Consider the following 23611-nt stretch of genomic DNA (forward strand, 5'->3'; position numbering starts at 1 on the left):
GTCGAAAATAACAAAGTTCGGGTGGTGGACAGAGGCGGGGCTAGCATGGATTTATGACCACAACCATTTCCTCCCCTGCAGAGCATTTGTCCCGCGAACTCGGCTCCGACCAGGCGCTTTCCACCCGCCCGATCGACCGCATCAAGTACGCCCACGACGCGTCGCACTTCCTCTACACCCCGGACGTGGTGGTGGAGGCTCGCACCGCTCGCGACGTGGCGGCGGCGTTTCGCGCCTCGGCCTCCTCCGGCGCCCCGGTGGTGTTGCGATCCGGCGGCACCTCGCTGTCCGGCCAGGCCGGCGGCGCGGGCATGCTGGTGGACGTGCGCAAGCACTTCCGCGGCGTGGAGGTCCTCGACGGCGGGGCGCGCGTGCGCGTCCAGCCCGGCTCCACGGTGCGCCAAGTCAACGCCCACCTCGCGCCATACGGCCGCAAGATTGGGCCGGACCCGGCATCCGAGGGCGCGGCGACGATGGGCGGCGTGATTGCCAACAACTCCTCCGGCATGGCCTGCGGGACGCAGTTCAACACGTACAACACCATCGAATCGATGACGTTCGTGCTTCCGTCCGGCACCGTCATCAACACGGCGCACAAGGACGCGGAGGCGCAGTTCGCGAGGGAGGAGGCGGAGCTCGTCGCAAAGCTTGAGCAGCTGAAGCGGCGCGTGCGTGACAATCAGGAATCCGTGGACACCATCGAGCGCCACTTCGCGCTGAAGAACACGATGGGCTACAGCCTCAACGCGTTTTTGGACTACGAGTCGCCCCTGGACATCTTCATGCACCTGCTGGTCGCGTCCGAGGGCACTTTGGCGTTCATCGCTGAGGCGGTGCTGCGGACGGTGGAGGTGCCGAGACTCAAGACCACGACGATCGCGGTGTACCCGACGATCGACGCGGCGACGCGCTCGCTGCCCGCGCTGTTCGATTCCAAGGCGGCCACGCTCGAGCTGATGGATTCGCGCTCCATCGCGGTCGGGCGCGGTTTTGACTCGGTGCCGGAGCAGATCACCGGCTTCGAGCTGGACCAGCATGCGGCGCTGCTCATCGAGTACCACGCGAACGAGGAAGAGCAGCTGCGCGAGTACGAGCGCGCCGGCACGAAGCTCTTGGGCGAGCTGGATCTGGCCACGCCTGCGGAATTCTCCACTGACCCGAAGCAGGCTGCGAAGGCGTGGGCCTTCCGCAAGGGCCTCTACGCCCAGGTCGCGGAGGCGCGTCCGTCCGGCACGACAGCGTTGCTCGAGGACATCGCGGTGCCCGTCGAGGACCTTGCGGACACCTGCGGCGGGCTGCAGGGGCTGTTCGACGAATACTCCTACGACGACGCCGTCATCTTCGGCCACGCCAAGGACGGCAATATCCACTTCCTCATCACCGACCGTTTCGAGGGCGATGAGAACTTGGGCCGCTACGACGGGTTCAACGAGGCGATGGTGGATCTCGTGCTCGGCGCGGGAGGAAACCTCAAGGCTGAGCACGGCACCGGCCGTGTCATGGCGCCGTATGTGCGCCGCCAGTACGGCGACGAGCTCTACGAGGTCATGGTGGAGCTCAAGCGCGCCGCCGACCCGCGCGGAGTGATGAACCCGGGCGTGATCATCACCGACGACGAGCGCGAGCACATGAAGAATTTCAAGCTCAACCCGCAGGTCGAAGACGAGATCGACTCGTGCGTGGAATGCGGCTACTGCGAACCGGTCTGCCCGTCGCGGGATCTCACCATGACCCCGCGCCAGCGCATCGTCGTCCGCCGAGCTCGTGCCCAGGCGATCAAGGACGGCGACACCGAGCTGGTCAAGCACATCGATAAAGAATACCAGTACGAGGGAATCGACACCTGTGCCGTCGACTCCATGTGCGTGACCGCGTGCCCGGTGGGCATTGACACCGGCAAGTTCATCAAGTCCCTGCGCCGCGGCCAGGCCGGCGCCGTGGAGTCGGCCGGCTGGGCGGCCGCCGCGAAGGCGTGGGGGCCGGGTAACAAGCTCGCCTCCACCGCGCTGACCGGCGCGCACTACCTGCCCGCTTCGCTGGTGGAGAAGGTCACCGACGTCGCCCGCGCGCTCGTCGGTGAGGACACCGTACCGTCCTACCGGCCGGAGCTGACCAAGGGGGGAGTTTCCCGCTCCAAGGCGTTCGGCACGCGCATCGGCGACCCGAACGCAGAGCCCGTCGGCGTGTTCGTGCCCGCCTGCGTGAACTCCATGTTCGGCCCGCAGGGCGAGGGCATCGGCGCGTCCGCGGCATTCGCGAAACTCGTCGAGCGCGCCGGGCTGGCCCTCGTCGTGCCGGAAGGCATCGACGGCATGTGCTGCGGGACCCCGTGGGCGTCGAAGGGCATGGCCACCGGCCACGATATTATGCAGCGCCGCGTCAACGACGAGCTCATTGCCGCCACCGACGGCGGCCGCCTGCCCGTCATCGTCGACGCCGCCAGCTGCACGCACGGTTTCCAGGACATGGCCGAGACCATCGGCATCACTGTCATCGACGCCGTCGCGTTCGTCAACGACAAGGTGGTGGACAAGCTCGAGGTGTCCAACAAGATCGATTCGATCACGATCCACCCGACGTGCTCGGCCAAGCACCTTTCGCTTATCGACGACCTCTCCCAGGTCGCCGCTGCCGCCGCCGAGACAGTCAATGTGCCGCGGGAGTGGAACTGCTGCGGCTATGCAGGTGACCGCGGCATGCTCCACCCGGAGCTGACCCAGGCCGCCACGAAGCGCGAAGCGGAGGAAGTCGCCGAATTCGGTGCCGAGTGCCACGCCTCGTCCAACCGCACCTGCGAGCTGGGCCTGACCGCCGCGACGGGCAAGGATTACGAGCACGTCCTCGAGGTGCTGGAGCGCGTGAGCCGCTAAGCCATCACGACCTTGGTGATGCGTGGCAGAGCGATGCGCACCACAGCGTCGGTGGCGGCGACGTGCGCGTCGACCTGCCCGGCGGACACGGACAGCGGCAGGGCGGTGAGTGTCTGCCCTCGGCCGTTCTTGTCCACGTAGCCCAGCGTGACTTGGCGCCTGCCGCGCGCCGCCGCGCGGAGCACCTCGATGGTGTCGCCGGCGGGTGCCGGCGCGGGGTGCGTACCGGGGACCTCGGAGCGTAGGCGGGCAATGATCTGGTCGGCCTGTTCGTCGGTGACGGCGGTCGGGCGCGGCAGGTGCGACGGCGTGGCCGGAACGAGCGCCGGTTCGGGCGCCATATTCAACTGTGCGCCCGTCTCGTCTTCCGCGGTGGGCTGCAGGCCCGCTTTGCGCAGGGCGTCCATGAGCTTCGGCAGCGGCAGCTGCGAGACCGCGACGGTGGGGGCGAGCGGGCGGATGATTCCGCTGAGCTTCTCGGCCGCCGTCGTGATCAGCGCCGGGTCCGCGCTGCGGAGATAGCTCATTGCTGCTCCCGCGCGGATGGAGCCGTGGGTGCGGGCGGTGTCGTCGATGAGGAATGCAATGCCCTGGGGGACCTCGCCCATGACGTGGTCATCCAGCCAGGCGTGAATCTCGTCGGCGGTCAGCCCGCTGTCCAGGCCGCGGCGGACGGAGGCGTCGGTGATGCGCCAGACGCTGGCCATGCCGGGGGACTCGAGCTCCGCAATGCTCTCCAGGAATGCGCCCATCTCCGGCTCCAGCGGTCCGGGCGCGAGCACCGTCATGTCCGCCTGAGCGATGAGTGTGTCCACCGGGGCGGGCACGAGTGAACGTGTGGCGGCGGCGATATCGGAAGTGTCGAGGAGAGCTGTCAGCGGTGTTGATGCGGCGGGCGTCGCATCCAGGGCGCCGACGAAGCGGGCTTCCTCGATGACGGTGTCAATGAACGACGGTGGCAGCTGGGAGGCCGGCAGGGGAGCGAAGTAGAAGAGACGATCGGGGTCGCCGTGCTGGCGCAGGATGGTCAACCGTGCGCCGCGGGCATCGGGGGAGTGCATCTCCGGGGAGAGCAGCTTTTCGTCCTTGTCCGTCCGCCACGGGGAGGCGGCCCATCCGGTGAGCAGGATCGCCCACTGATCGGGCAGCGTCGCGTCCAACCACGTGAGCGCATCTTTCGTGGCGGCGAGAACATCGGCGTCCTCCACATTGCCGCGGCCGATCAGCCCGGCGGATTCGCCGATGGTGATCAGTAATGCCGGGTCGAAGCCGAGTTCTTTGCTCAAGTTCGTCCGGGCGCGCACGCCGACAGAGCCGTCCTTGTTCAGTGCGACGGGCTCGGCGAGCAGCAGCGTGATCAGTTGGCGGAGTTGTCGCACGGCGTCGAGCCCCTGCGTGGTGGCTGCGGTGTCAACCCTGTCCTGATCGATGTCTGGGGCGGACGGCTGCGTCATGGGGAAGGTCCGCGGCGGGTGGCCGCGCAGCACATCTCGGACCGGGCGGGGGAGACGGACGGTGCTCGAATCGACGCGGACGAGCAAACCCTTAGCGATGAGTGTGGCGACCGGCGTGGATGGATCCGCGTCCGGGGCGGCGGCTTTGGTGGTGCCCACGCCGCCGTTGGTGGCGAGCGTCTCCAGTACCTTGCGCTCTGGCGCGGAAATTTCGGCGATGAGGTCGTCGACATTGTCCGGCACCGGATCGGTCACGCGCCAGCCCGCGGGCACGGCGCTGAGCACCCCCGGTGCAATGCGGAGCTCGTCGTCACCTCCGAAGACGAGCGCATGCGCGCGGAGGTTGTCGAGTTTCCCTTCCGCGGCCTCGCCAGCGGCATCGTACGGATCGAATTCTGCCCCGGCATCCGCTAAGCGCTCGAGAAGAGCAAGATCGGGGGCGGTCAAGCGTCGTAAAGCTCGTGCAATCGACCCTGGAAGCGCGAGGCGCGTTGCCAGGGAAGCGATCTGCGGCGGCGCGGGAAAGAACGCGTCTGGCCGGGCGGTGATGAGCCGGCGCAGCGCGTCGTCGTCGAGTGCGGTGAGCGAACGGGTGAAGGAATTCATTGCGGGGGTGAGTTTACGTGCGTTTCAGGCGGTGACGTGAAAGAATGATGTTCATGGCTCAAGACGTTGACAACATCACCCAGATCAACCCGGCGTGGCCTGCGCACACCCCGGGTAACGGCCACCCGGTGACGGAGATTTCCTCCAAGCTCACGGGCGCCAACAGCCCCTTCGGCAACGACCTGATTCTGCCCCGTCCGTGGGAGGAAACCGGTTACGTACACAACACGCTGCGCGTCAACACCGCGCAGTAAGTCGCTGTAGCTTTTCGGCCGCGCAATGCTTCGATACTGAGGCGTTGCGCGGTTTTCTTTTTCTGGGTGAATAGACCGACCGGTTTAGTCTGATGCGGCGAACCTAGACTAGTTGGTTCATAGGTTGTAGACTCCCCAGTGCATTCGCACCTTATTAAACGCACTGGAGGATTCCATGATTTTGACCGGTTTAGCGGTCGGTACCGCCCTGGGCATCGTCATGCAGCGCGGACGATTCTGCGTGACAGGCATGATGCGCGATGTCTTCCTGCAGAAGCAGGGACGCGGCCTTGTCGCGTTCTTCATCGTCATCGCTGTCCACGCCATTGGTCTTGCGGCCCTGACGTCGCTCGGCGTCATCTCACCGGAGTACCGCACCTTCGCGCCGCTTGCTGTCGCGCTCGGCGGCTTCATCTTCGGTCTCGCGATCATTCTCGCCGGCGGTTGCGCCTCGGGCACGTGGTACCGCTCTGGCGAAGGCTTGGTCGGCTCCTGGTTCGCGCTGCTGTTCTACGGTCTGTCCGCGTCCGCCATGAAGAGCGGCTTCCTCTCCGGCTTCAATGACAAGCTGAAGGAATGGGACACCGGCTGGACCACGTTGCCGCAGACATTCGGCATTTCCGTGTGGTGGTTTGCGATTCCATTCGCTCTCGTTACTGCCTACGTCGCGCAGCGCTTCCTCGCCCGCGACGCCGCGAAGCCGAAAGTCACCCTGGAGCAGCCGTGGTACCGCAAGCCGCTGCACCCGTACACCGTCGGCGCCGTCATCGGCCTGCTCGGTGTGCTGGCGTGGCCGCTGTCCGCGGCGACCGGCCGCAATACCGGCCTGAGCATCACCACCCCGTCTGCGCACCTGATGAGCTACATCACCACGGGTGAGGCCGAGTATCTCAACTGGGGCACCCTGCTGGTTCTGGGCATCCTTGTCGGCTCCTACATCGCCGCGAAGGTCTCCGGCGAATTCCGTGTCCGCGTTCCGGACGGCCGCACGTCCGTCCGCGCGATCATCGGCGGCATCGGCATGGGTGTCGGCGCGTCCCTGGCCGGCGGCTGCACCGTCGGGAACGGCATGGTTCAGACGTCGCTGTTCAGCTACCAGGGCTGGGTCGCCACAGCCTTCATCGCTCTCGGTGTCTTCGTCGGTGCGAAGCTGTGGCTGAAGCCGTCCGGCGTGAAGCAGGGGGCTGCTCAGGATTCCGGCGTGTACACCACCGACGAGTCCATCAGCGACCCGCAGCTTGCCGGCGTCGAACCGCGCGAATCGGAGGTCGAGGAGGCGCCGAAGTTCAATATCGTCTCCGCTTCCGGCGGCGTCGGTTTGAAGACGAAGCCGAAGCAGGACACCACGGCCCGTCCGCTCGGTAATGGCCGCTACATCCTGGACACCCTCGGCGATGTCTGCCCGTTCCCGCTGATTGAGGCGAAGCAGGCGATGTCCGAACTCGATCCGGGCGAAGAGCTAATCATCGACTTCGACTGCACCCAGGCGACCGAGTCCATCCCGCAGTGGGCCGCCGATGACGGCCACGGCGTGAAGGACTTCGTGCAGAACCAGAATGCTGGCTGGCAGATCACCGTTGTCAAGGATGCCGCGGACTAGAACTGAGTCCAGCTAGCGTCTGCATAGGAAAAGAGCGCCCGCCCCGCGAGGGGTGGGCGCTCTTGCCGTCCTGCTAAAAGCGATTAGCCGCCGATGTACTGCGTCTTCAGATCGGAGACGTAGTCGTTGACGTTGGACTGGATGGCGGAGGCGATGGCCTGGGTGTCGCCGGCGAGGACAGCGTCGACCAGCGGCTTGTTGGCAACGTAGAACGCGTTGTAGTCGTTGCGGTTGGCCTTGTAGGTCGCGGTGACGCTGGCCGGGACGGCGATGCCGCGGTTGTTCAGCTCGCGGGTGATGGAGGAGTAGACAGCGTCGACCTCGAGCTCGGTGCTCTTCTTAGCGGCCGGCTTCGGAGCGGCAGCCGGCTTCGGCTTGTTGGCGGAGACGTTGCGCGGGGTCGGAGCGGAGTTCAGGCCCAGACGGGCGGAGCATGCCGGCCATGCGCCCCAGCCCTGGCCGGCGAGAGTGCGCTCAGCGACAGCGATCTGCTGCTCACGGGTTGCCTGGTGCGGCAGCGGAGCGAACTCGTTGCCGCCGTAAGCGCGCCAGGTGCCGGCGTTGAACTGCAGGCCGCCGTAGTAGCCGTTACCGGTGTTGATGTGCCAATTGCCGCCGGCCTCGCACTGTGCGAGACGGTCCCAGTCGGAATCCGGGGCAGCGGAGGCGATCGGGCTGATCAGCGCGGTGGTGGCCAAGGCGGCGGTTGCGCCAGCGGCGACCTTGGTGGACAGGTTACGGTTCTGCTTGCTGTGACGTCCCATAGTGGGGTGTGTTTCCTCTCTTGTTCTACGTCTGCGAGGTGAGCTGTCGGGTTCAGGCTGAGGTTTGAATCACCTGGCCGCCCAGACGGCGGCTTCACCCCAAGCGGAGCTCGCTCCGCGGTGCACTCGCGCGTTTCACGCTGTGCTGGGTGGGTCCCCCGCTTTTGTCCTATGTACTTGTGCACTTGCGTCGTATTTCATGCCAGCCGGACAAAACTGAACGTGGCTGGCAGCGTTAAAAGGTCACGCCCGCGTTCGGGGCATGGCAAGAACTGTATCCGTTTATAACGATTGAGTCACGTTCTCGGCACGATTTGTGATGCGTGTGAAGAATGTGATTAGTGCTCGTTGTGTTTTATGCTTGGTTACCTGCGGTAATCTTGGTTTCGTGACCTGTCGCACAACCGTTGCCGTCTGCGTGTCGTGAATGGGGGACTAGGCGGTGGGGAGTGGTGGCGCTACACTGTTACCTTTGAATTCTTTCGATTATCGAGGGTGTGATCGCGCATGCCAGTAGGAAAAGTGAAGTGGTTCGACGCCGACAAGGGCTTCGGCTTCGCTTCTAACCCGGGGGACGAAGACGTCTACGTGGGCAAGAATGTCCTGCCCGAGGGCATCGACGAGCTCTTCCCGGGGCAGCGAATTGAGTTCGATTTCGCCGCTGGCCGCCGTGGCCCGCAGGCGCTCCGCGTGAGGGTGCTCGACGAGCCGCGCCGCCGCCCGGTGCACCGCCGCAAGCCGGAGGAGCTGGGCAGCATGCTCGCAGACGTGATGTCCATGCTGGAGACGCAGGTGCAGCCGGCGCTCGACGCAGGCCGTTACCCGGAGCGCAAGGAATCCCGCCAGATCGCGGAGATCCTCCGCGCCGTCGCGAAGGAGCTCGACGTCTAAGCGCTCCGCGCCTACTATTTAGCCTCCGTCGTGAACGCCCATGTGGTCACGACGGGGGTTTCTTCGCCTTTATCGTCGGCACCGACAAGCAGGGTGGAGACCTCCATGACGACAAGGTGGGTGTCGTTGCCGTCGTTGTCTGCGGTCACGGGGATGTCCACCTCGGTGGCCTCGCCCGGGGTGAAGGTGCGCTCGGAATTGGCGGCTGGGTCGTCGTAAATGCTCAGCACCGACCATTGCTGCTGGGCGACCTCGTCCGGAACGGTGATGCGGATATTCGCCGCGCCGTCGGCGTTGACGCGCGCGATGTCGCCCTCCGGGCACTCCGCGCCGAATTCGCAGACGCTGAACGGGGTGGCGGACACCTCGTCCTCTTTATCGGCGCCGTCGGCGTGAGCTGCGACCTCGATCTCGGCAGGCGGCGTGGCGGGGCGGTTCTCCTGCCAGTTCAAGAAGAAGTAGAGGCCGCCGGCAATGGCGATCACGGCGATGGCGATAGCCGCCACCGTCAACGCGGTCTTGGATGTTCCTGCCTTGCTTTCCACCATGACTATGCAGTCTAACTGGCGCGGTTCCTACTTCGGTTCGAAGGTGACTCGGTACATGTCCGGCCACCGCTTGCCGGTCAAGTAGAACTCGTTGCCGCTGTTCGGGATGAACGCGATGCCGTTGAGAACGTGGTTCGGATCGGGGGAGGCGTTGTTGGGGACAGCGGAGGCGTCGATAAGCGCCTCGACGCTTCCTGTCTCCGCATCGATGCGCACGATGTCCGTCGTGGTGAAAATATTTGCGTAAATATCGTCGCCGACGCATTCGAGCTCGTTGATGCCCTCGAGCGGTTGGCCGCCGCGGGTGACGGTGAAGCGCTCGCGTTCGGTGAGCGTGTCCGGATCCATGCGGCGCAATTCCGCGGTGCCGTCGGAGAAGATCACTTCGTTCGCGTCTTGGCGGTGGCACAGACCCCACCCCTCACCGTCGAAGGAGGTGCGCTCGAGCTCGGCGAGCGTGTCCGCGTCGCGCTTGATGGCGGTGTTGTTCTGCCAGGTCAGCTGCCACAGGTGGTCCCCGACGCGCGTGATGCCTTCACCGAAGAAGTCGGGCTCGAGGTCCTCGCTGGCCAGCTCCTCGCCCTGTGCGCTGGTGCGGTAGATGCGCGACTCGCCCTCCATGCCGGTGGCAACGTAGAGCGTGCCGTCGGGCGCGACCTCGAGGCCCTGGGTGAAGCTCGTGTCGTCGAAGGGGAGCGTCTCCTTGACGGAGACCGTCAGCATCTCCGTGCCGGCGGACTCGTGTTGCGCCGCGGTCGAGCTGCATCCGACGGCGAGGAGGGCGACGGCGGTCAGCAACGACGACAGCGCGGCGGCGTGGGGGAATTCGACCATAGGGCCTATCTTGCAACAGCGTCAGCCATAATGGGGTGCGTGCCCCGGAGAAGAAACGACAAGAACGCAGGACCGCTGCTCGGCGCCCGCGCCGTGAACACCGCGCGCGAAGCGTTGCTCGAGCTCGATCACGGTGAGGTCGGCGACCACATCGGCGTTGTCGGCCTGAGCGCGAACGTGGCCACCCACCGCTTCAAGGCCAATGTGTCCGGATACTCCGGGTGGGAGTGGAATGCGGTCGTGGCGTGCGCCACCGGATCCGACCACATCACGGTCAACGAGGTCGCGCTCGTGCCCGCGCCGTCGGGCGATGCGCTGCAAGCCCCGGACTGGGTGCCGTACACCGAACGTCTCCGCCCAGGCGACCTCGGCCCGGGCGACCTCATGGAACCCGCGCCGGACGATGAGCGGCTCACCGACGATTCCTTCTCCAAGGATGCGGTCGTCTTCATCGGCCGGGAGACGAACCAGTACCTGACCACCGCCGGGCTGAAGGCGGCGAAGCAGCGCTGGCGCCGCGGGGAATTCGGCCCCAATTCCGAGCATGCGTCCCAAGCTGCGCTGCAGTGCAAGACCTGCGCGTTCTACATTCCTGCGGCCGAGCCCGTGGGCAAGAATTTCGGCATTTGCGCCAACGAGTATTCCGCCGACGGCCACGTCGTTTCCGCAGTGTACGGCTGCGGAGCCCACTCCGAGACCAAGGTCGACAGCGAGGATGCCACGCCGAGCAGCGCGCTTTTCGACGACGAAAAACCCCTGTATTAGTTCCCGTTCTGCCCGATTCCCTGTCCGCGTCATTTTGATTTTCGCGCTGTCAGTGGGACGCTATTGCCGTTATTGACATGCAAACGTCAGGGGAATCACAGTGAGTGACACGACGAATCCGTCCGGTTCCACCAAGGTGGCCGAGACGACGAAAGAGGCAGGGGAAACCTCCGGTCTCGACCGTTTCTTCCATATTACTGAGCGCGGCTCGTCGGTCGGACGCGAGGTGCGCGCCGGCGTGGTCACCTTCTTCGCCATGGCGTACATCGTCCTGCTCAACCCGTTGATCCTGGGCACGAGCGAGGACTCCGCCGGCACCGTGCTGGGCATTCCGCAGGTAGCCGCGGCGACGGCTCTGGTGGCCGGTGTCATGTGCATCTTGTTCGGCGCCGTGGCGAATTACCCGTTCGGTATCGCCGCCGGCTTGGGTCTGAACACTCTTGTGGCGGTCACGCTGGTGGGGTCTGAGGGGCTGACCTGGGCGCAGGCGATGGGCCTCGTGGTCGTCGACGGCATCATCATCGTGCTCCTGGCCATCTCCGGCTTCCGCACCGCCGTCTTCCGCGCGATCCCGCCGTCGATGAAGGCTGCGATCGGCGTTGGCATCGGCATGTTCATCTCGCTGATCGGCTTTGTCGACGCCGGCTTCGTCCGCCGCATCCCGGACGCGGCGATGACCACCGTTCCGGTTCAGCTAGGCATCAACGGTTCGATCGCCTCCTGGCCGACGTTCGTGTTCGTCCTCGGCCTGTTCATCTGCGGCTTCATGGTGGCACGCCAGATTCCGGGCGGCCTGTTCATCGGCATCGTGATCAACACGATCATCGCACTGGTCGTCGAGGCAGTCACCGGCGCAGGTTCCTCGGCGGATAACGGCCCGACTGGCTGGAACCTCGCCGTGCCGAGCCTGCCGGACTCCTTCGGCGGCATTCCGGACCTCTCCATCGTCGGCGCAGTCGACATTGTCGGCGCCTTCACAAATATCGGCGTTGTCACCGCGTCCCTGCTGGTGTTCACCCTGGTGCTGGCCAACTTCTTCGACGCCATGGGAACAATGACAGCGCTCGGCCGCCAGGCCGGCCTGACCGACGAGAAGGGTGAGCTTCCCGACATGAAGAAGGCGCTTGTCGTCGAGGGCTTCGGCGCGATCGTCGGCGGCGCGGGCTCCGCGTCGTCCGCCACGGTCTACGTCGATTCCTCCGCGGGCATCGCCGACGGCGCACGCACCGGCTTGGCCAATATCGTCACCGGCCTGCTCTTCCTCGCTGCGATGTTCTTCACCCCGCTCTACGAGATCGTGCCCATCGAGGCAGCCGCCCCGGTCCTGGTCATCGTCGGAGCTCTCATGATGATGCAAGTCACGGAGATTGACTGGACGCAGTTCCACATCGCTCTGCCGTCCTTCCTCACCATCGTGGCCATGCCGTTCACGTACTCCATTGCGGACGGCATCGGTATCGGCTTCATCACGTTCGCCCTGTTCTCCGTATTCGCAGGCAAGGCGAAGGACGTCCACTGGCTGATGTGGCTGATCTCCGCCCTGTTCGTGGTGTTCTTCGCCATGGACCCGATCATGTCTGCGGTCTCCTAAGCCATGATCCGCATCACCGACCCCGCCGATCCGCGGCTGGATGATGTCCGTGACCTGAAAACCATGGACAACACGAAGGGCCTCATTTTCGGTGAGGGACCGATCGTGGCGGGGCGCGTGATCGATTCGCGCTACCCGCTGCGCTGCGTCGTCGGGTTCGAGAAGAAGCTCGACACGTTCTTCGCCCAACGCGAAGAGGAGGGCTTCCCGCCTGTCGACGTCCCCGTTTACGCCGTCACCCGCGAGCTGCTCGCCGAGGTCGCCGGCTACGACATGCACCGCGGGCTGATCGCGGTGGCGGGTAAGGCGCCGGAACGCGCCGTTGATACGCTCCTCGACGCCCGCACCCTCGTCGTGCTGGAAGGCGTCGGCGACCACGAGAATATCGGCGCGATTTTCCGCAACGCCGCGGGCATGGGCGTCGACGGCGTGCTACTCGGCGCGGGCACGGCGGATCCGCTGTACCGCCGCAGCGTGCGCGTGTCCATGGGGCACGTCCTGCGTCTGCCGTTCGCACATCTCGACGGCACCGTGACCACCTGGCAGCGCTCGCTTGAGCAGCTGCGCGAGGCAGGCTTCCACCTGGTGTCGCTCACGCCCGACGACAAGGCCGAGCATCTCGCCGACGCGCTTATCGACGCTTCCGGCGCCCCCTACGAGAAAATCGCCCTCCTCGTCGGCGGAGAAGGCCCCGGGCTCACGGAGCACGCCATGCGCGCCACCGATATCCGCGCCCGCATCCCCATGGCGAACGGCACGGATTCTCTGAATGTGGCCACCTCCGCCGCGATCGCGTTCTACGAACGGGACCGGTCTTTCTCGCGCTAGCTTCTAGCGGTCCGAGTGGCGGATCCGCTCCACCACGGCGTCCTTCAGGTCGCGCCAGCGGCGGGTCAGTTCGCGTCCGACGCGGCGCGCCGCCGCGGCTGAAGCCTCGGCGAATTGAGCGAATTCCCCGCCCTGTTCGTCGCCGGTGATCTCCTCGTAGTCGTCGTAATCCGCATTCGGGCTGGCGAATTTCGCAGCGACCTCCGCAACATCCTTTGTCTCCGGTTTCGGCGGTTCGACTTTCGGCTCCGGGCGTCCGTCGACGGCGTAGCCCACGACATTGATATCGGGGCCGTTCGGCGAGACATCCACCCCGAGCCATGCGGTTTCCGCCGCGTGCATGAGATCCACCGGCTCGAAGGGCAGAGAGATGCCGCCGATCTGCTCGGCGCGCTCGCCGGCCCAGAAAGGTGCTTCGAACGGCTCGGGCAGGCCGAGGTCCTCCATCAGCGCGGTGCGCGTGGCGCACAGGCTGCGGGTGACGGTACCGCCGTCGAAATGCGCGAAACCGCCGTAACTGGCACCGTCGCCGACGCCCTCGGCGAAGACGAACACGTTATCCGCCGGCACGGCGTCGCGCAGATCGGGGGAAATCTCCGAGAGCTTCCCGCAGTCCTCGACGAAAGTCTGCAGCACAGCAACTCCTGGGTAGCCGGCGATATAGAACTCGGCGCGCGACGCCTTCGTGGAACGGTTCAGCGGAAACTGCCCGATCGGCGTGATCGGCCAGCGCGGGTTGAGCTGGGAAAGAAGCTTGCGGCCGAAACCGCGGTCGGCCTTCGGCTCAGCCTCCAGCACCGCCGCAGGATTGGCGGTGCCGGCGTACCAGAATGTCACCGCTGCGGGGTAGCTCATCGCGCGTTCCTACTCAGCTCTACTTCGGGCGTTTGGTGTTGGTGCGCACGCCTAAAAGGACATCTTCCCAGTGCGGGGTGACGGCCTTGCGACGGCGCTTCTGCGGCTTCTCCTCCGGCTCCGGGTTTTGGAGGAAGTCACCCTCCGCGAAGTCGTTCGGCTGGGTTTGGGTGACGGACAGGTTGTCCTCGCCGGCCGGAATATCGTCTTGAGGGTACGATTCTTCTTCCGCGTAATCCGGCCCCGGCGCGTAGCTGTTGTGCGCGCTGAGGGAGCGCACCGGCTGCGCGAAGGACGGGTCGATGAGGTCTGCCGCGACCGGGTCGCGCGGTTCAGTGGTGGCCGGGCTGCCCATGGAGCGGCGGAAGAACCACTCCGCGCTGTGCTCCTGCAGGCCCGCCTGCCATGTCACGCGCACGACCCACGGTTCGCCCGCCTCGCGCACCGCGTCCCAGCGCGCCTCGGACAGGGCGTGTCCGCGTGTGGCGAAGGCGAGGGCCAAGACCTCGAAGAGCGTGTCCGGCGCAGTGCCGTCGTCCCGTATGGGGTGGGATTGCTTGGCGGCCTCCGCCACCTGCGCGCGCTCCAGCAGTACCGGGTGGGCGTACGGCTCGATGCGGCTTTCGGCCACGCCCATTTCCTCGGCGAGCGCGGTGGCGTCCGCGCCCGCGCGGATGCGCGCCTGGATCTCGTTCGGGCGCAGTGACAGAGGAGTGGCGAACAGGGGATCGGGTTCCACCGGCGAACGGACGAGTTCCTCTTCTGGTTCGTGTGCGGGCTCGTCAGCAGGCTCTTGTGCTGGCTCTTCGACGACGGGCTCTTCAGCTGGTTCGGGGGCGGGAGGGGTCTCCTCGGAGTCCTCAGGGTCGTCGGGCTCGTCGCCGGAGTAAACGGTGAAGGTGGGGCGCGACGGTTCGTCGACAAGCTCTGCGTCGACGAGCTCGTACTCGTCACCGGAATTATCGAAGGCGTCGGTGAAATCGGCCTCGGCGCTGGTTTCGCTGTAATCGCGTTCGGCATCGAACAGGACCGGATCCGGCTCGCCGACCTCGCGGAGATCGGCGCGGGGGATGCGGAACCGCTCGCCGTCCTCGGTGCGCAGCACCCAGACGGTGTCCGTCGATTCTTCTGCAACTACAAAGAGCTCGCGCATCCCCAACTCCTTACACCGGTGTCATTCATTGACCCACCTTAACCGATGAAAGACCCTGAACCCGGTTACTTCGCGCCGACGCCCTGGCCGAGCAAGAAGTCGATCGCGCCAGTCAGCTTGGTCACGTCATCGGTGTCGATCGCCGGGAACATGCCGATCCGCAACTGGTTGCGGCCCAGCTTGCGATACGGCTCCGTGTCGATGATGCCGTTCGCGCGCAGCACCTTCGCCAGCTCGGCGGCATCGATGGAATCGTCGAAATCGATCGTGCCCACCACGTAAGAGCGATTCTCGGCGTCTGTGACGAATGGGGTGGCGTGCGCGTGGTTTTCCGCCCAGGAGTACAGGGCCTCGGAGTTGGCGCGGGTGCGCTTGACCATGCCGTCCAGGCCGCCGTTGTCGTTCATCCACTTCACCTGGTCGGCGAGCATGAGCAGCGTGCCCACAGCAGGGGTGTTGTAGGTCTGATTCTTGCGGGAATTGTCCACGGCCGTCTGCAGGTCCAAGAACGCCGGGATGAAGCGGCCGGACTCCTTGATCTTCGCGATGCGCTCGATCGCCGCCGGGCTCATCGCAGCCAGCCACAGGCCGCCGTCGGACGCGAAGGACTTCTGCGGGGAGAAGTAATAAGCATCAGTCTGCGCAATGTCGACGGGGAGGCCACCGGCGCCGGACGTTGCGTCGATAAGCACGAGCGCGTCGGTGTCCGGGCGGGTGACGGGCACCATCGTGCCGGTCGAGGTCTCATTGTGGGCCCATGCGACGACATCGGCGTCGGTGCCGTCCAGTTCGCTCGGTTCCGGCGCGGTGCCCGGCTCCGACTCGACGACAGCCGGCTCTTCGAGCCACGGAGCCAGCTTGGAGGCCTTCGCGAATTTGGAGGAGAACTCGCCGTAGGTCAGATGCGCGGACTTCTTCTCAATGAGGCCGAATGTTGCGGCATCCCAGAACGCGGTCGCACCGCCGAGCGAGAGGACGATCTCGTAGCCGTCCGGCAGGGAGAACAACTCGGCCAGACCATCGCGGACGTGGCCGACTAAGTTCTTGACCTCCGGCTGGCGGTGGGACGTGCCCATGACAGACAGAGCGCCCTTGGTCAGCGCCTCGATCTGGGAGGGGCGGACCTTCGACGGGCCGCAGCCGAAACGGCCGTCGCCGGGCGCGAACTGTGCGGGAAGTGCTGGGTAGTCGGTCATGGGTGTCCCTCTTAACTGTCGCTTCGATGATTTCGTATTTCGTTCACCTTAACTGAAACAGCGTGTCCATCATGTGGAATTATGCAGCGGAGATTCGCGGGGTCATTGGTGTGGCAAGTCGTGGCTGGGGGAAACAGTGTCGCGGTAGTCACATCTGCTGATAGAGTTGTCTCATGTCAATTTCGGTGCATGCTTATGTGTGCAGCCAGCTTCCGCGGTTTACGGAGGTCGAGGCTGGACTAAACATGCGCCGCCCAACGACTCTGTGAAAGGTTCACTGTGGCTTCTGAGAATCAGGACAAAGCGGTACTGCATTACCCCGGCGGCGAGTACGAGATGGATTTCATCCGTGCCACCGAGGGCAACGACGGCTTCGTCCTAGGCAACCTCCTAGGCGAGACCGGCCTGGTCACCTTCGATCCGGGGTATGTCTCCACCGGTTCGACCGAGTCCAAGATCACCTACATCGACGGCGAGGCGGGCATTCTGCGTTACCGCGGTTACGACATCGCCGACCTGGCCAATAAGGCCACCTTCAACGAGGTCTCCTACCTGCTTATCAACGGTGAGCTGCCCACGCCGGACGAGCTGGAAAAGTTCAACTCCGAGATCCGCCACCACACCCTGCTGGACGAGGACTTCAAGGCCGCGTTCAACGTCTTCCCGCGTGACGCGCACCCGATGGCTGTTCTCGCGTCTTCGGTGAACATTCTCTCCGCTTACTACCAGGACCAGCTGGACCCGCTGAACGAGGAGCAGCTGGACAAGGCCACCGTCCGCCTGATGGCGAAGGTGCCGATGCTGGCGGCGTACGCGTACCGCGCTTCTCAAGGCAAGCCGTACATGTACCCGAATAACGCGCTGAACCCGCGCGAGAACTTCCTGCGCATGATGTTCGGTTACCCGACCGAGCCGTACGAGGTCGACCCGGTCGTGGTCAAGGCCCTGGACAAGCTGCTCATCCTGCACGCCGACCACGAGCAGAACTGCTCCACCTCCACCGTCCGCATGATCGGCTCCGCGCAGGCGAATATGTTCGTCTCCATCGCCGGCGGCATCAACGCCCTGGCCGGCCCGCTGCACGGCGGCGCCAACCAGGCAGTGCTGGAGATGCTCGAGGACATCCAGAACAACAACGGCGGCGACGCTTCCGACTTCATGAACCGCGTGAAGAACAAGGAAAAGGGCGTCCGCCTCATGGGCTTCGGTCACCGCGTGTACAAGAATTACGACCCGCGCGCGGCGATCGTGAAGGAATCCGCTCACGAGGTGCTGGAACACCTCGGCGGCGACAGCCTGCTCGACCTGGCGATGGAGCTCGAGGAGATCGCCCTCAACGACGATTACTTTATCGAGCGCAAGCTGTACCCGAACGTGGATTTCTACACCGGCCTGATCTACCGCGCTATGGGCTTCCCGACGGACTTCTTCACCGTCCTGTTCGCTATCGGCCGCCTGCCGGGCTGGATCGCCCACTACCGCGAGCAGCTCGCGATGAACTCTAAGATCAACCGTCCGCGCCAGATTTACACCGGCGAGACCCAGCGCGAGTTCATCCCGCGCGACCAGCGTTAACACGCTTTCCGGGTGGTTGAAACAAAGCCGCCCAAAACCTTGCGCGATTCCGCTGATCGGAGAAACCGCGCCTATAATGGCCCGGTAATCTTTTCGACGGGGTCGCGCTTTCGCATGGAATGACAGGACATCCGTGCGTGCGACACCGAATGTCAAGGAGAATCTATTATGGACAAGCCGACCATCGACGTACCCAATGCGCCGGCCCCCACTGACCTCGTGATCGAAGACATCGTCGTCGGCGAGGGAGACGAGGCGCAGGCAGGCGGCATGGTCAAGGTCCACTACTTGGGCTTTGATTACCAGACCGGCGAGGAGTTCGACAGCTCCTGGGACCGCGGCGAGGCAGCCGAGTTCCCGCTCGCGGGCCTCATTGAGGGCTGGCAGGAGGGCATTCCGGGCATGAAGGTCGGTGGCCGCCGCCAGCTGACCATTCCGCCGGAGAAAGCCTACGGTCCGGCCGGCGGTGGGCACCCGCTGTCCGGCCGCACCCTCGTGTTCATCATCGACCTGCTCGAGGCGAACTAAATGGCGGCCGCTGGTGTCTTTGAACTGAGTAGCGGCGCCACCATGCCGCGCCTCGGCCTGGGCACGTACAAGCTCGACGGCCCCGCGTCCGACACGGTCGCGCTGATCCGCCGCGCGATCGAGCTCGGCTACCGCCACATCGACACCGCTTCCTTGTACGGCAACGAGGAAGCCGTGGGGCAAGCGCTTAACGACGCTATCCGCGCCGGTGACGTCACCCGCGAGGACCTCTTTGTCACCTCGAAGGTGTGGAACGACGACCAGTTCCGCGCCGCCGAGGCCTTCGGCGAATCGCTGACACGCCTGGGCTTGGAGTACCTGGACCTGTTCATGGTGCACTGGCCGTGGCCGCAGAACGGCACGTTCGTCGATGCTTACCGCGCGCTGATCGAGGTTCGCGACCGCGGCGACCTCATCTCTGTCGGTGTCGCTAATTTCTACGAGGAGGCCCTCGACGAGATCATCGACGCAACCGGCATCTCCCCGGCAGTGAATCAGGTGGAGCTGCACACCGGTTTCACCCAGCCTGAGCTCCGCGAGTACCACGCGAAGCACGGAATCCTCACCGAGGCGTGGGCGCCGCTGGGCAGGGGAGAGATCCTCTCCGAGCTCGCGATCACAGAGATCGCCGAGGCTCACGACGCCACCCCGGGCCAGGTCGCCCTGGCACACCTTTTGGCGCACGGCATCTCTGTCATCCCGAAGACCGCTAACCCGGAGCGCCTGGTGGAGAACTTCGGCGCCCTCGACGTCGCGCTGAGCGACGGAGAGGTCGCGCGCCTCGATCAGGTGCAGGGTCACCGTCAGTCCAAGGATCCGCGCGAGTTCCCGGGTTAGGCATTCGCAGACAGCTGCGTCTGCCCCCGTCTGCCCCACAAACCCAGCTACTTGGATCCAGCTAATCGCGTTTTCACGGCCGAATAGCTGGATCCAGATAGCTGGGTTTGACTTTCGCCTCTGCCGTCACCGACTAGTTGATGAACTGGCGCGCGAATTCCGCGGCGTTCCTGATGTCCTCCGGCTTGAGATTGCGGGCGAAGTTCTGCGCCTCCGACGACACGCCCTGCGGGGTGGGGTTGGAGGAAAAGTCCGGCACCGAGGAGTTCTCCGGGATGCGGTAGGCCGGTGCCTGCTGGGCCGGAGCTGGCTGGGGCTTCGCCGGTGCCGCCGGCGCCGGGGCAGGAGTGCTTGCGCGGCCGGGCTGCCACTGGCCCCAGTCTGCGGTGTAGACGTTGTTGATGTCGCACAGGTGGCCCTCGATGTGCTTCTGCCACTTGGCCTTCTGGTGAATATTCGCCCGCGGGTGGAGCTTTCCGCCCGAGCCCCAGTCGTGCTGCCAGAAGTACGAGCCGATGCCGTCCTCGATGCACCACTGGATGACGTTGTAGTTGCCGTACACGCCGGTCTTCAGCCCTGATGCGGACAGCGCCGTCTGGAACGCACGCAGGTACGGGCGGATCTGGTTGGTGTACTGCGTTCGCGTCGGGTTGTCGTCGATGGCGACGTAGATCGGTTTGCCGTTCGGGCCGCCGGCCGCGCGGTGGAGCTGGATCGCCTGCGGGGCGTGGACCGCGGCGCCGGCGGCGCCAGGCAGCCAGTCGGCGGTCTGGGCGCGGCCGTACTGGTACACAGAGGCGGTGAACAGGCCGTTGGCGGCGAAGTCGTGGGTCTCAGAGAGACGTACCGGCTTCGCCTTCATCCAGCTCACGGAGTCGGGGCGGGGCTGGGAGACGTAGCGGACCGCACCCATGTGGCCAGCGGCCTTGACGGCGCGACCAGAGGGAATGCCGCCAGCGTAGTCGAGGACGGTGCCGATGGGTTTACGGTTCTGGGCGTCGGCGGACGGGAGGCGGGAGACTCCGGCGGCACCGGCCGCGCCGAGGAGGGCGAGGGCGGAGGCGCGGCCCAGGAAACGGCGGCGGGAGAAAGCGTTAGTAGTCACAAGCAAAACATTAGCAACATGAATAACAAGTGGCCAGCGCAAACGCCGAAAGCTCGATTTTACACTTGTTTTCCAGTCCGGAAAGTGTCATGCTTTCCTATGTGGAAAACAAGGGGCATGCCATGAATGTGACAGAGGTGAATGAATCGCTAGCGGCCGTCCGCGACATCGAGGCGCGCGCCGCGCAGCTGCCGGTCCCGTGGGGCATGGTCACTGCCGCCGGGCTGACTTTCGGTCTCGGCATCGGCCTCATGCTCGCCGGTCATGTGTGGGGGCTGCTCGTCCTTCTCGTTTCGCTAGTTTTCATGATCGTGCTTGATTTTGGCAGCAAGCGGACTGTCCGCACTGCGATGAAGCAGGACGTGCAGCAAGAAGAGAATTCGTGGAGCTGGAAGCGGTTCCTGTCGTTCTTAGTGCTCTACACGATCGCGTATATCGGGATGCAGGTCTATGCCGACCACTACCCGGACGGGAACACGGCGGTCGGCATCGTCGTGGGAATCATTGCCGCCGCAGCGATGATTACGGGCTACGGCCTGACGTGGAGGAAGTTCCATTGATCGATCCAGTCATTCATCCCCTCAACCGGCTGAAGATCTGCGCGGCACTGCGCGCTGGAGGTGCGACGGAAGGCACGACGCGCCGCGAAATGAAGTTCTCGCGGCTGCGGGATATCACTGATCTGTCGGACGCGACCTTGTCCAAGCAGCTCAGCGTCTTAGAGGAGCACGGCTACGTCTCCAGGTTCCGTGAATACGGGTCAACACGTGCGAAGGACACCGTGTGGGTGACGCTCACCAGGGCAGGGGAAAGGGCCCTCGAAGGCCACCTCGACGCGCTCAACCGATACGCTGAGCCGCATGACGATACTGACTAGGACTCCGCAGGAGCTGAAGCAAGCGCTTATCGACGCCCCCGGGGTCTCCCTCGCCCCCACCATGGGTGCCCTGCACAGCGGCCACATCTCGCTCGTCCGTAAGGCCCAGAAGCTGGGCAACCCGGTGGTGGTGAGCATCTTCGTCAACCCTCTACAGTTCGCGCCGGGCGAGGACTTAGATGCCTATCCGCGCACGCTGGATGAGGACATCGCGAAGCTCGAGGCGGAAGGCGTCGACGCGGTCTTCGCGCCGAGCGTATCGACGATGTACCCTCATGGCCCCCGCACCACCATTCACCCCGGACCTTTGGGTGCCATCCTGGAGGGAAAGACTCGCCCGACGCATTTCGCCGGTGTACTCACCGTGGTGGCCAAACTGTTCTGCCTGACCGGTGCGACCGACGCGTTCTTCGGCGAGAAGGACTACCAGCAGCTGGCTCTGATCCGCCAGATGGTCGAAGACCTTCACCTGCCGGTGCGTGTGCACGGCTGCCCGATCATCCGCGAGGACAGCGGCCTGGCGCTCTCGTCGCGCAACCGTTACCTGAGCGAAGCTGAACACCAAACCGCGCTGACCTTGTCGCGCGCGCTTAAGACGGGCAGCTATGACGCAGCCCTGGCCGAGCTCAAGGCCGCCGACGGCATTGATCTCGACTATCTCGCCGTGACCACGCCGGAGCTCGAGGAGCTTCCCGAGGGCTACACCGGCCCGGCACGCCTGCTCGTCGCCGCGAAGGTGGGGCAGACCCGTCTGATAGACAATGCGGAAATCCAGGTCTAAGCCCTAGAAGGTGTGCTCGTCCGCGGGGAATTTGCCCTCGTGGACGGCGCGCTTGTAATCTGCGGCAGCTGCGCCGAGTGCCTCGCCGACCGCACCGAATTGGCGGACGAAACGCGCGCGGTGGCCACCGGCGGGGAAATCGGCCATGTCGTGCCACACCAGCACCTGGGCGTCCGTGTCTGGGCCGGCCCCGATGCCGATCGTGGGGACCGGGCAGTTCGCGGTGATCTCCTTGGCCAGCTCGGCCGGGACCATTTCAAAGACGACCATGTCCGCGCCCGCCTCGACGACCGCGTTGGTGTCTGCCCAGAGCTGGTCGGCGTTATCATCCCGGCCCTGGACCTTGAATCCGCTCAAGTTGTCCACGGACTGCGGGGTGAAGCCCACGTGGGCGCACACGGCGAGACCAGCGTTCTTGAGGGCTTCGATGCGCGGGGCGATGCGGACACCGCCCTCGAGCTTGACCATGTGGGCGCCGCTGCGGCGGATCATTTCAGTTGCGGTGCGCACGGCTTGCTCGTCGGAAGCTTCATAGCTGCCGAAGGGGAGGTCGGCCACGACAAGCGCGTTGCCGGCTCCGCGCACGACGGCGGCGGCGAGGTAGGTCATTTCGTCGACGGATACCTGGTTGGTCGTGTCGTAGCCGTAGAAGACATTGGCGGCGGAGTCTCCGACGAGCATGCACTCGATGCCGGCCTCCGCGAAGACGCGGGCGGTGGAGTAATCGTAGGCGGTGAGCATCGCCCATTTCTCGCCGTCGAGTTTCTTCTGCTTCAGGTCCGCGACCCGAACTTTCTTGGTGGGGGCCAGGTATCCAGTCATGCAGACAGTCTAGGCACGCGCCGAGGTGATGGCGTCGATCACGTTGGGATCGGCGTCTTCCACATTCACCGCGATCGGGTCCATCGGGCCCGCATCAGTCGGGTTCTCGTGGCGGGGGAGGCGCAGCACCGGGCACACGATCGGCACGCCGGCATCATTGATGATGCGGGCGGAAATGCCGTAGACGCGCTCGAGGAGCTCGGGGGTGAGCACTTCTGCCGGGGTGCCCTTGGCGATCGCGTGCCCGTCCTTGATCACCAGCAGCTCGTCGCAGAAGCGGGCCGCCAGGTTCAGGTCGTGGAGCGCCACGAGCGCCTGACGGTCGTCGCCGCGGACTTCGTCCTGGAGGATCTGCAGCAGTTCCACCTGGTGGCGCAAGTCGAGGGCGGAGGTGGGCTCGTCGAGAAGCATAATGCGTGGCGAGCGCACGAGCATCTGCGCGACGGCGACGAGCTGGCGCTGTCCGCCGGACATGTCGGAGATCATGCGGTCGGACAGCTTCGTGATGCCCAGCCGGTGCATGACCTCCGCCGTGCTTTCCAGAGCGTTGCTGGTGCCTTCGCAGCGGCGGCGCGCGGAGACCATGACGGACTCGAAGGCGGTGAGCGTTGCGCGCGAGAGCATGTCTTGCGGTACGTAGCCGACAGCTTGGACGCGCTCTTTGGCGCTCAGCGTGCGGCCGTCGACGACGATGTCCGCGCTGCCCGCGGAGGGCTTGTTGATGCCGGCGAGCGTTTTCACGAGCGTCGATTTCCCGGCGCCGTTCGGGCCGATGAGGCCGGTGATCTTGCCGTCGTCGAGCGGGCCGAATGTCATGTCGTCGATGATCGTCGAGCGGCCGTACCGCACGGTGAGATTCGTTGCGCTGATGGCCATG

General features: G+C 65.1%; 23 protein-coding genes and 1 riboswitch. Of the genes, 13 read left to right on the forward strand and 10 right to left on the reverse strand.

All coding sequences use genetic code 11. The features are described 5' to 3' along the window. The first annotated feature begins 53 nt into the window (after window positions 1-53). The gene (locus CAPP_RS03040) at window positions 54-2870 is read left to right on the forward strand and encodes an FAD-binding and (Fe-S)-binding domain-containing protein (protein ID WP_290173223.1); all 2817 of its coding nucleotides are present in this window, start codon (window positions 54-56) and stop codon (window positions 2868-2870) included. Here the strand turns inward: CAPP_RS03040 and CAPP_RS03045 are convergent. Continuing rightward, window positions 2867-4930 (reverse strand): helicase-associated domain-containing protein, encoded by a 2064-nt coding sequence (locus CAPP_RS03045; RefSeq protein WP_076599761.1) that lies wholly within the window; start codon window positions 4928-4930, stop codon window positions 2867-2869. The two genes, CAPP_RS03040 and CAPP_RS03045, sit on opposite strands and share 4 nt — an antisense overlap. A 53-nt stretch (window positions 4931-4983) precedes the next feature. Here CAPP_RS03045 and CAPP_RS03050 point away from each other — a divergent pair, with 53 nt between their 5' ends. Together CAPP_RS03050 and CAPP_RS03055 are read left to right on the forward strand one after the other, a co-directional pair. Continuing rightward, window positions 4984-5184 (forward strand): hypothetical protein, encoded by a 201-nt coding sequence (locus CAPP_RS03050; RefSeq protein ID WP_076599781.1) that lies wholly within the window; start codon window positions 4984-4986, stop codon window positions 5182-5184. A gap of 175 nt (window positions 5185-5359) precedes the next feature. Continuing rightward, on the forward strand, window positions 5360-6784 hold the full coding sequence (locus CAPP_RS03055) for a YeeE/YedE thiosulfate transporter family protein (RefSeq protein ID WP_076599760.1): 1425 nt from the start codon (window positions 5360-5362) through the stop codon (window positions 6782-6784). A gap of 83 nt (window positions 6785-6867) precedes the next feature. On the opposite strand, the gene CAPP_RS03060 is transcribed toward CAPP_RS03055, so the two are convergent. Continuing rightward, window positions 6868-7548: a resuscitation-promoting factor Rpf1 domain-containing protein gene (locus CAPP_RS03060; protein ID WP_076599759.1), complete on the reverse strand. Its 681-nt coding sequence runs from the start codon at window positions 7546-7548 to the stop codon at window positions 6868-6870. Between the two features lie 13 nt (window positions 7549-7561). Continuing rightward, a riboswitch (cyclic di-AMP (ydaO/yuaA leader) is annotated at window positions 7562-7728 on the reverse strand. 327 nt (window positions 7729-8055) lie between these two features. On the opposite strand from CAPP_RS03060, the gene CAPP_RS03065 reads away from it, so the two are divergent. Further along, the gene (locus CAPP_RS03065) at window positions 8056-8439 is read left to right on the forward strand and encodes a cold-shock protein (RefSeq protein WP_076599758.1); all 384 of its coding nucleotides are present in this window, start codon (window positions 8056-8058) and stop codon (window positions 8437-8439) included. A 14-nt stretch (window positions 8440-8453) separates the two neighbouring features. On the opposite strand, the gene CAPP_RS03070 is transcribed toward CAPP_RS03065, so the two are convergent. Next, window positions 8454-8987, reverse strand: coding sequence for a DUF2771 domain-containing protein (locus CAPP_RS03070; protein WP_076599757.1), 534 nt, complete (start codon window positions 8985-8987; stop codon window positions 8454-8456). A 27-nt stretch (window positions 8988-9014) separates the two neighbouring features. Next, on the reverse strand, window positions 9015-9821 hold the full coding sequence (locus CAPP_RS03075) for a glutaminyl-peptide cyclotransferase (protein WP_076599756.1): 807 nt from the start codon (window positions 9819-9821) through the stop codon (window positions 9015-9017). 39 nt (window positions 9822-9860) lie between these two features. Between CAPP_RS03075 and CAPP_RS03080 the strand changes: the two genes are divergently transcribed. The 3 genes from CAPP_RS03080 (at window position 9861) to CAPP_RS03090 (ending at window position 13005) form a co-directional block, all read left to right on the forward strand. After that, window positions 9861-10586 carry a DUF3027 domain-containing protein gene (locus tag CAPP_RS03080; RefSeq protein WP_076599755.1) on the forward strand — a complete coding sequence of 242 codons (726 nt, stop codon included), beginning with the start codon at window positions 9861-9863 and terminating at the stop codon, window positions 10584-10586. A gap of 136 nt (window positions 10587-10722) precedes the next feature. Then, window positions 10723-12177, forward strand: a complete 1455-nt coding sequence (locus CAPP_RS03085; protein WP_076599780.1) for an NCS2 family permease — start codon at window positions 10723-10725, stop codon at window positions 12175-12177. A 3-nt stretch (window positions 12178-12180) separates the two neighbouring features. Continuing rightward, complete coding sequence (locus tag CAPP_RS03090; protein ID WP_076599754.1) at window positions 12181-13005, forward strand: TrmH family RNA methyltransferase; 825 nt, start codon at window positions 12181-12183, stop codon at window positions 13003-13005. A 3-nt stretch (window positions 13006-13008) separates the two neighbouring features. Here the strand turns inward: CAPP_RS03090 and CAPP_RS03095 are convergent, their stop codons facing one another. From CAPP_RS03095 to serC, 3 genes are all read right to left on the reverse strand, one after another. Continuing rightward, window positions 13009-13860, reverse strand: a complete 852-nt coding sequence (locus CAPP_RS03095) for a DUF6928 family protein (RefSeq protein ID WP_076599753.1) — start codon at window positions 13858-13860, stop codon at window positions 13009-13011. Between the two features lie 19 nt (window positions 13861-13879). Then, window positions 13880-15013, reverse strand: coding sequence for a septation protein SepH (gene sepH, locus CAPP_RS03100; RefSeq protein ID WP_076599752.1), 1134 nt, complete (start codon window positions 15011-15013; stop codon window positions 13880-13882). 65 nt (window positions 15014-15078) lie between these two features. Further along, window positions 15079-16209 (reverse strand): phosphoserine transaminase, encoded by a 1131-nt coding sequence (serC, locus tag CAPP_RS03105; protein ID WP_076599751.1) that lies wholly within the window; start codon window positions 16207-16209, stop codon window positions 15079-15081. 279 nt (window positions 16210-16488) lie between these two features. Between serC and CAPP_RS03110 the strand changes: the two genes are divergently transcribed. The 3 genes from CAPP_RS03110 to CAPP_RS03120 all read left to right on the forward strand — a co-directional run bounded on the left by CAPP_RS03110 (window position 16489) and on the right by CAPP_RS03120 (window position 19149). Then, entirely contained in the window at window positions 16489-17784 is a 1296-nt protein-coding gene (locus tag CAPP_RS03110; protein WP_076599750.1) for a citrate synthase, read from the forward strand. Between the two features lie 168 nt (window positions 17785-17952). Beyond that, window positions 17953-18312: an FKBP-type peptidyl-prolyl cis-trans isomerase gene (locus CAPP_RS03115; protein WP_076599749.1), complete on the forward strand. Its 360-nt coding sequence runs from the start codon at window positions 17953-17955 to the stop codon at window positions 18310-18312. After that, on the forward strand, window positions 18313-19149 hold the full coding sequence (locus CAPP_RS03120; RefSeq protein ID WP_076599748.1) for an aldo/keto reductase: 837 nt from the start codon (window positions 18313-18315) through the stop codon (window positions 19147-19149). A 133-nt stretch (window positions 19150-19282) separates the two neighbouring features. Here the strand turns inward: CAPP_RS03120 and CAPP_RS03125 are convergent, their stop codons facing one another. Continuing rightward, window positions 19283-20260, reverse strand: coding sequence for a DUF1906 domain-containing protein (locus tag CAPP_RS03125; RefSeq protein ID WP_076599747.1), 978 nt, complete (start codon window positions 20258-20260; stop codon window positions 19283-19285). A gap of 116 nt (window positions 20261-20376) precedes the next feature. Here CAPP_RS03125 and CAPP_RS03130 point away from each other — a divergent pair, with 116 nt between their 5' ends. The 3 genes from CAPP_RS03130 to panC are packed head-to-tail and all read left to right on the forward strand — an operon-like array spanning window position 20377 to window position 21912. Next, a complete protein-coding gene (locus tag CAPP_RS03130; protein ID WP_143313921.1) occupies window positions 20377-20814 on the forward strand; it encodes a hypothetical protein in 438 nt (145 codons plus the stop codon). Next, a complete protein-coding gene (locus tag CAPP_RS03135) occupies window positions 20811-21131 on the forward strand; it encodes a transcriptional regulator (RefSeq protein WP_084560662.1) in 321 nt (106 codons plus the stop codon). The genes CAPP_RS03130 and CAPP_RS03135 overlap by 4 nt, the downstream gene beginning before the upstream one ends. Then, window positions 21115-21912: a pantoate--beta-alanine ligase gene (gene panC, locus CAPP_RS03140; RefSeq protein ID WP_076599744.1), complete on the forward strand. Its 798-nt coding sequence runs from the start codon at window positions 21115-21117 to the stop codon at window positions 21910-21912. The genes CAPP_RS03135 and panC overlap by 17 nt, the downstream gene beginning before the upstream one ends. 3 nt (window positions 21913-21915) lie before the next feature. On the opposite strand, the gene panB is transcribed toward panC, so the two are convergent. Beyond that, on the reverse strand, window positions 21916-22734 hold the full coding sequence (gene panB / locus CAPP_RS03145) for a 3-methyl-2-oxobutanoate hydroxymethyltransferase (protein WP_076599743.1): 819 nt from the start codon (window positions 22732-22734) through the stop codon (window positions 21916-21918). Window positions 22735-22743: 9 nt separating this feature from the next. Continuing rightward, window positions 22744-23610 carry an ABC transporter ATP-binding protein gene (locus tag CAPP_RS03150; protein WP_076599742.1) on the reverse strand — a complete coding sequence of 289 codons (867 nt, stop codon included), beginning with the start codon at window positions 23608-23610 and terminating at the stop codon, window positions 22744-22746. Window position 23611: the final 1 nt, after the last annotated feature.

It is taken from the genome of Corynebacterium appendicis CIP 107643, assembly GCF_030408415.1.
GTDB classification, from domain to species: Bacteria; Actinomycetota; Actinomycetes; order Mycobacteriales; family Mycobacteriaceae; genus Corynebacterium; species Corynebacterium appendicis.

Bases quoted from the DNA above. Each gene is read 5' to 3' on its own strand.
- CAPP_RS03040 (WP_290173223.1), top strand. From the start codon at position 54: ATGACCACAACCATTTCCTCCCCTGCAGAGCATTTGTCCCGCGAACTC.
- CAPP_RS03045 (WP_076599761.1), bottom strand. From the start codon at position 4,930: ATGAATTCCTTCACCCGTTCGCTCACCGCACTCGACGACGACGCGCTG.
- CAPP_RS03050 (WP_076599781.1), top strand. From the start codon at position 4,984: ATGGCTCAAGACGTTGACAACATCACCCAGATCAACCCGGCGTGGCCT.
- CAPP_RS03055 (WP_076599760.1), top strand. From the start codon at position 5,360: ATGATTTTGACCGGTTTAGCGGTCGGTACCGCCCTGGGCATCGTCATG.
- CAPP_RS03060 (WP_076599759.1), bottom strand. From the start codon at position 7,548: ATGGGACGTCACAGCAAGCAGAACCGTAACCTGTCCACCAAGGTCGCC.
- CAPP_RS03065 (WP_076599758.1), top strand. From the start codon at position 8,056: ATGCCAGTAGGAAAAGTGAAGTGGTTCGACGCCGACAAGGGCTTCGGC.
- CAPP_RS03070 (WP_076599757.1), bottom strand. From the start codon at position 8,987: ATGGTGGAAAGCAAGGCAGGAACATCCAAGACCGCGTTGACGGTGGCG.
- CAPP_RS03075 (WP_076599756.1), bottom strand. From the start codon at position 9,821: ATGGTCGAATTCCCCCACGCCGCCGCGCTGTCGTCGTTGCTGACCGCC.
- CAPP_RS03090 (WP_076599754.1), top strand. From the start codon at position 12,181: ATGATCCGCATCACCGACCCCGCCGATCCGCGGCTGGATGATGTCCGT.
- CAPP_RS03095 (WP_076599753.1), bottom strand. From the start codon at position 13,860: ATGAGCTACCCCGCAGCGGTGACATTCTGGTACGCCGGCACCGCCAAT.
- sepH (WP_076599752.1), bottom strand. From the start codon at position 15,013: ATGCGCGAGCTCTTTGTAGTTGCAGAAGAATCGACGGACACCGTCTGG.
- serC (WP_076599751.1), bottom strand. From the start codon at position 16,209: ATGACCGACTACCCAGCACTTCCCGCACAGTTCGCGCCCGGCGACGGC.
- CAPP_RS03115 (WP_076599749.1), top strand. From the start codon at position 17,953: ATGGACAAGCCGACCATCGACGTACCCAATGCGCCGGCCCCCACTGAC.
- CAPP_RS03120 (WP_076599748.1), top strand. From the start codon at position 18,313: ATGGCGGCCGCTGGTGTCTTTGAACTGAGTAGCGGCGCCACCATGCCG.
- CAPP_RS03130 (WP_143313921.1), top strand. From the start codon at position 20,377: ATGAATGTGACAGAGGTGAATGAATCGCTAGCGGCCGTCCGCGACATC.
- panC (WP_076599744.1), top strand. From the start codon at position 21,115: ATGACGATACTGACTAGGACTCCGCAGGAGCTGAAGCAAGCGCTTATC.
- panB (WP_076599743.1), bottom strand. From the start codon at position 22,734: ATGACTGGATACCTGGCCCCCACCAAGAAAGTTCGGGTCGCGGACCTG.
- CAPP_RS03150 (WP_076599742.1), bottom strand. From the start codon at position 23,610: ATGGCCATCAGCGCAACGAATCTCACCGTGCGGTACGGCCGCTCGACG.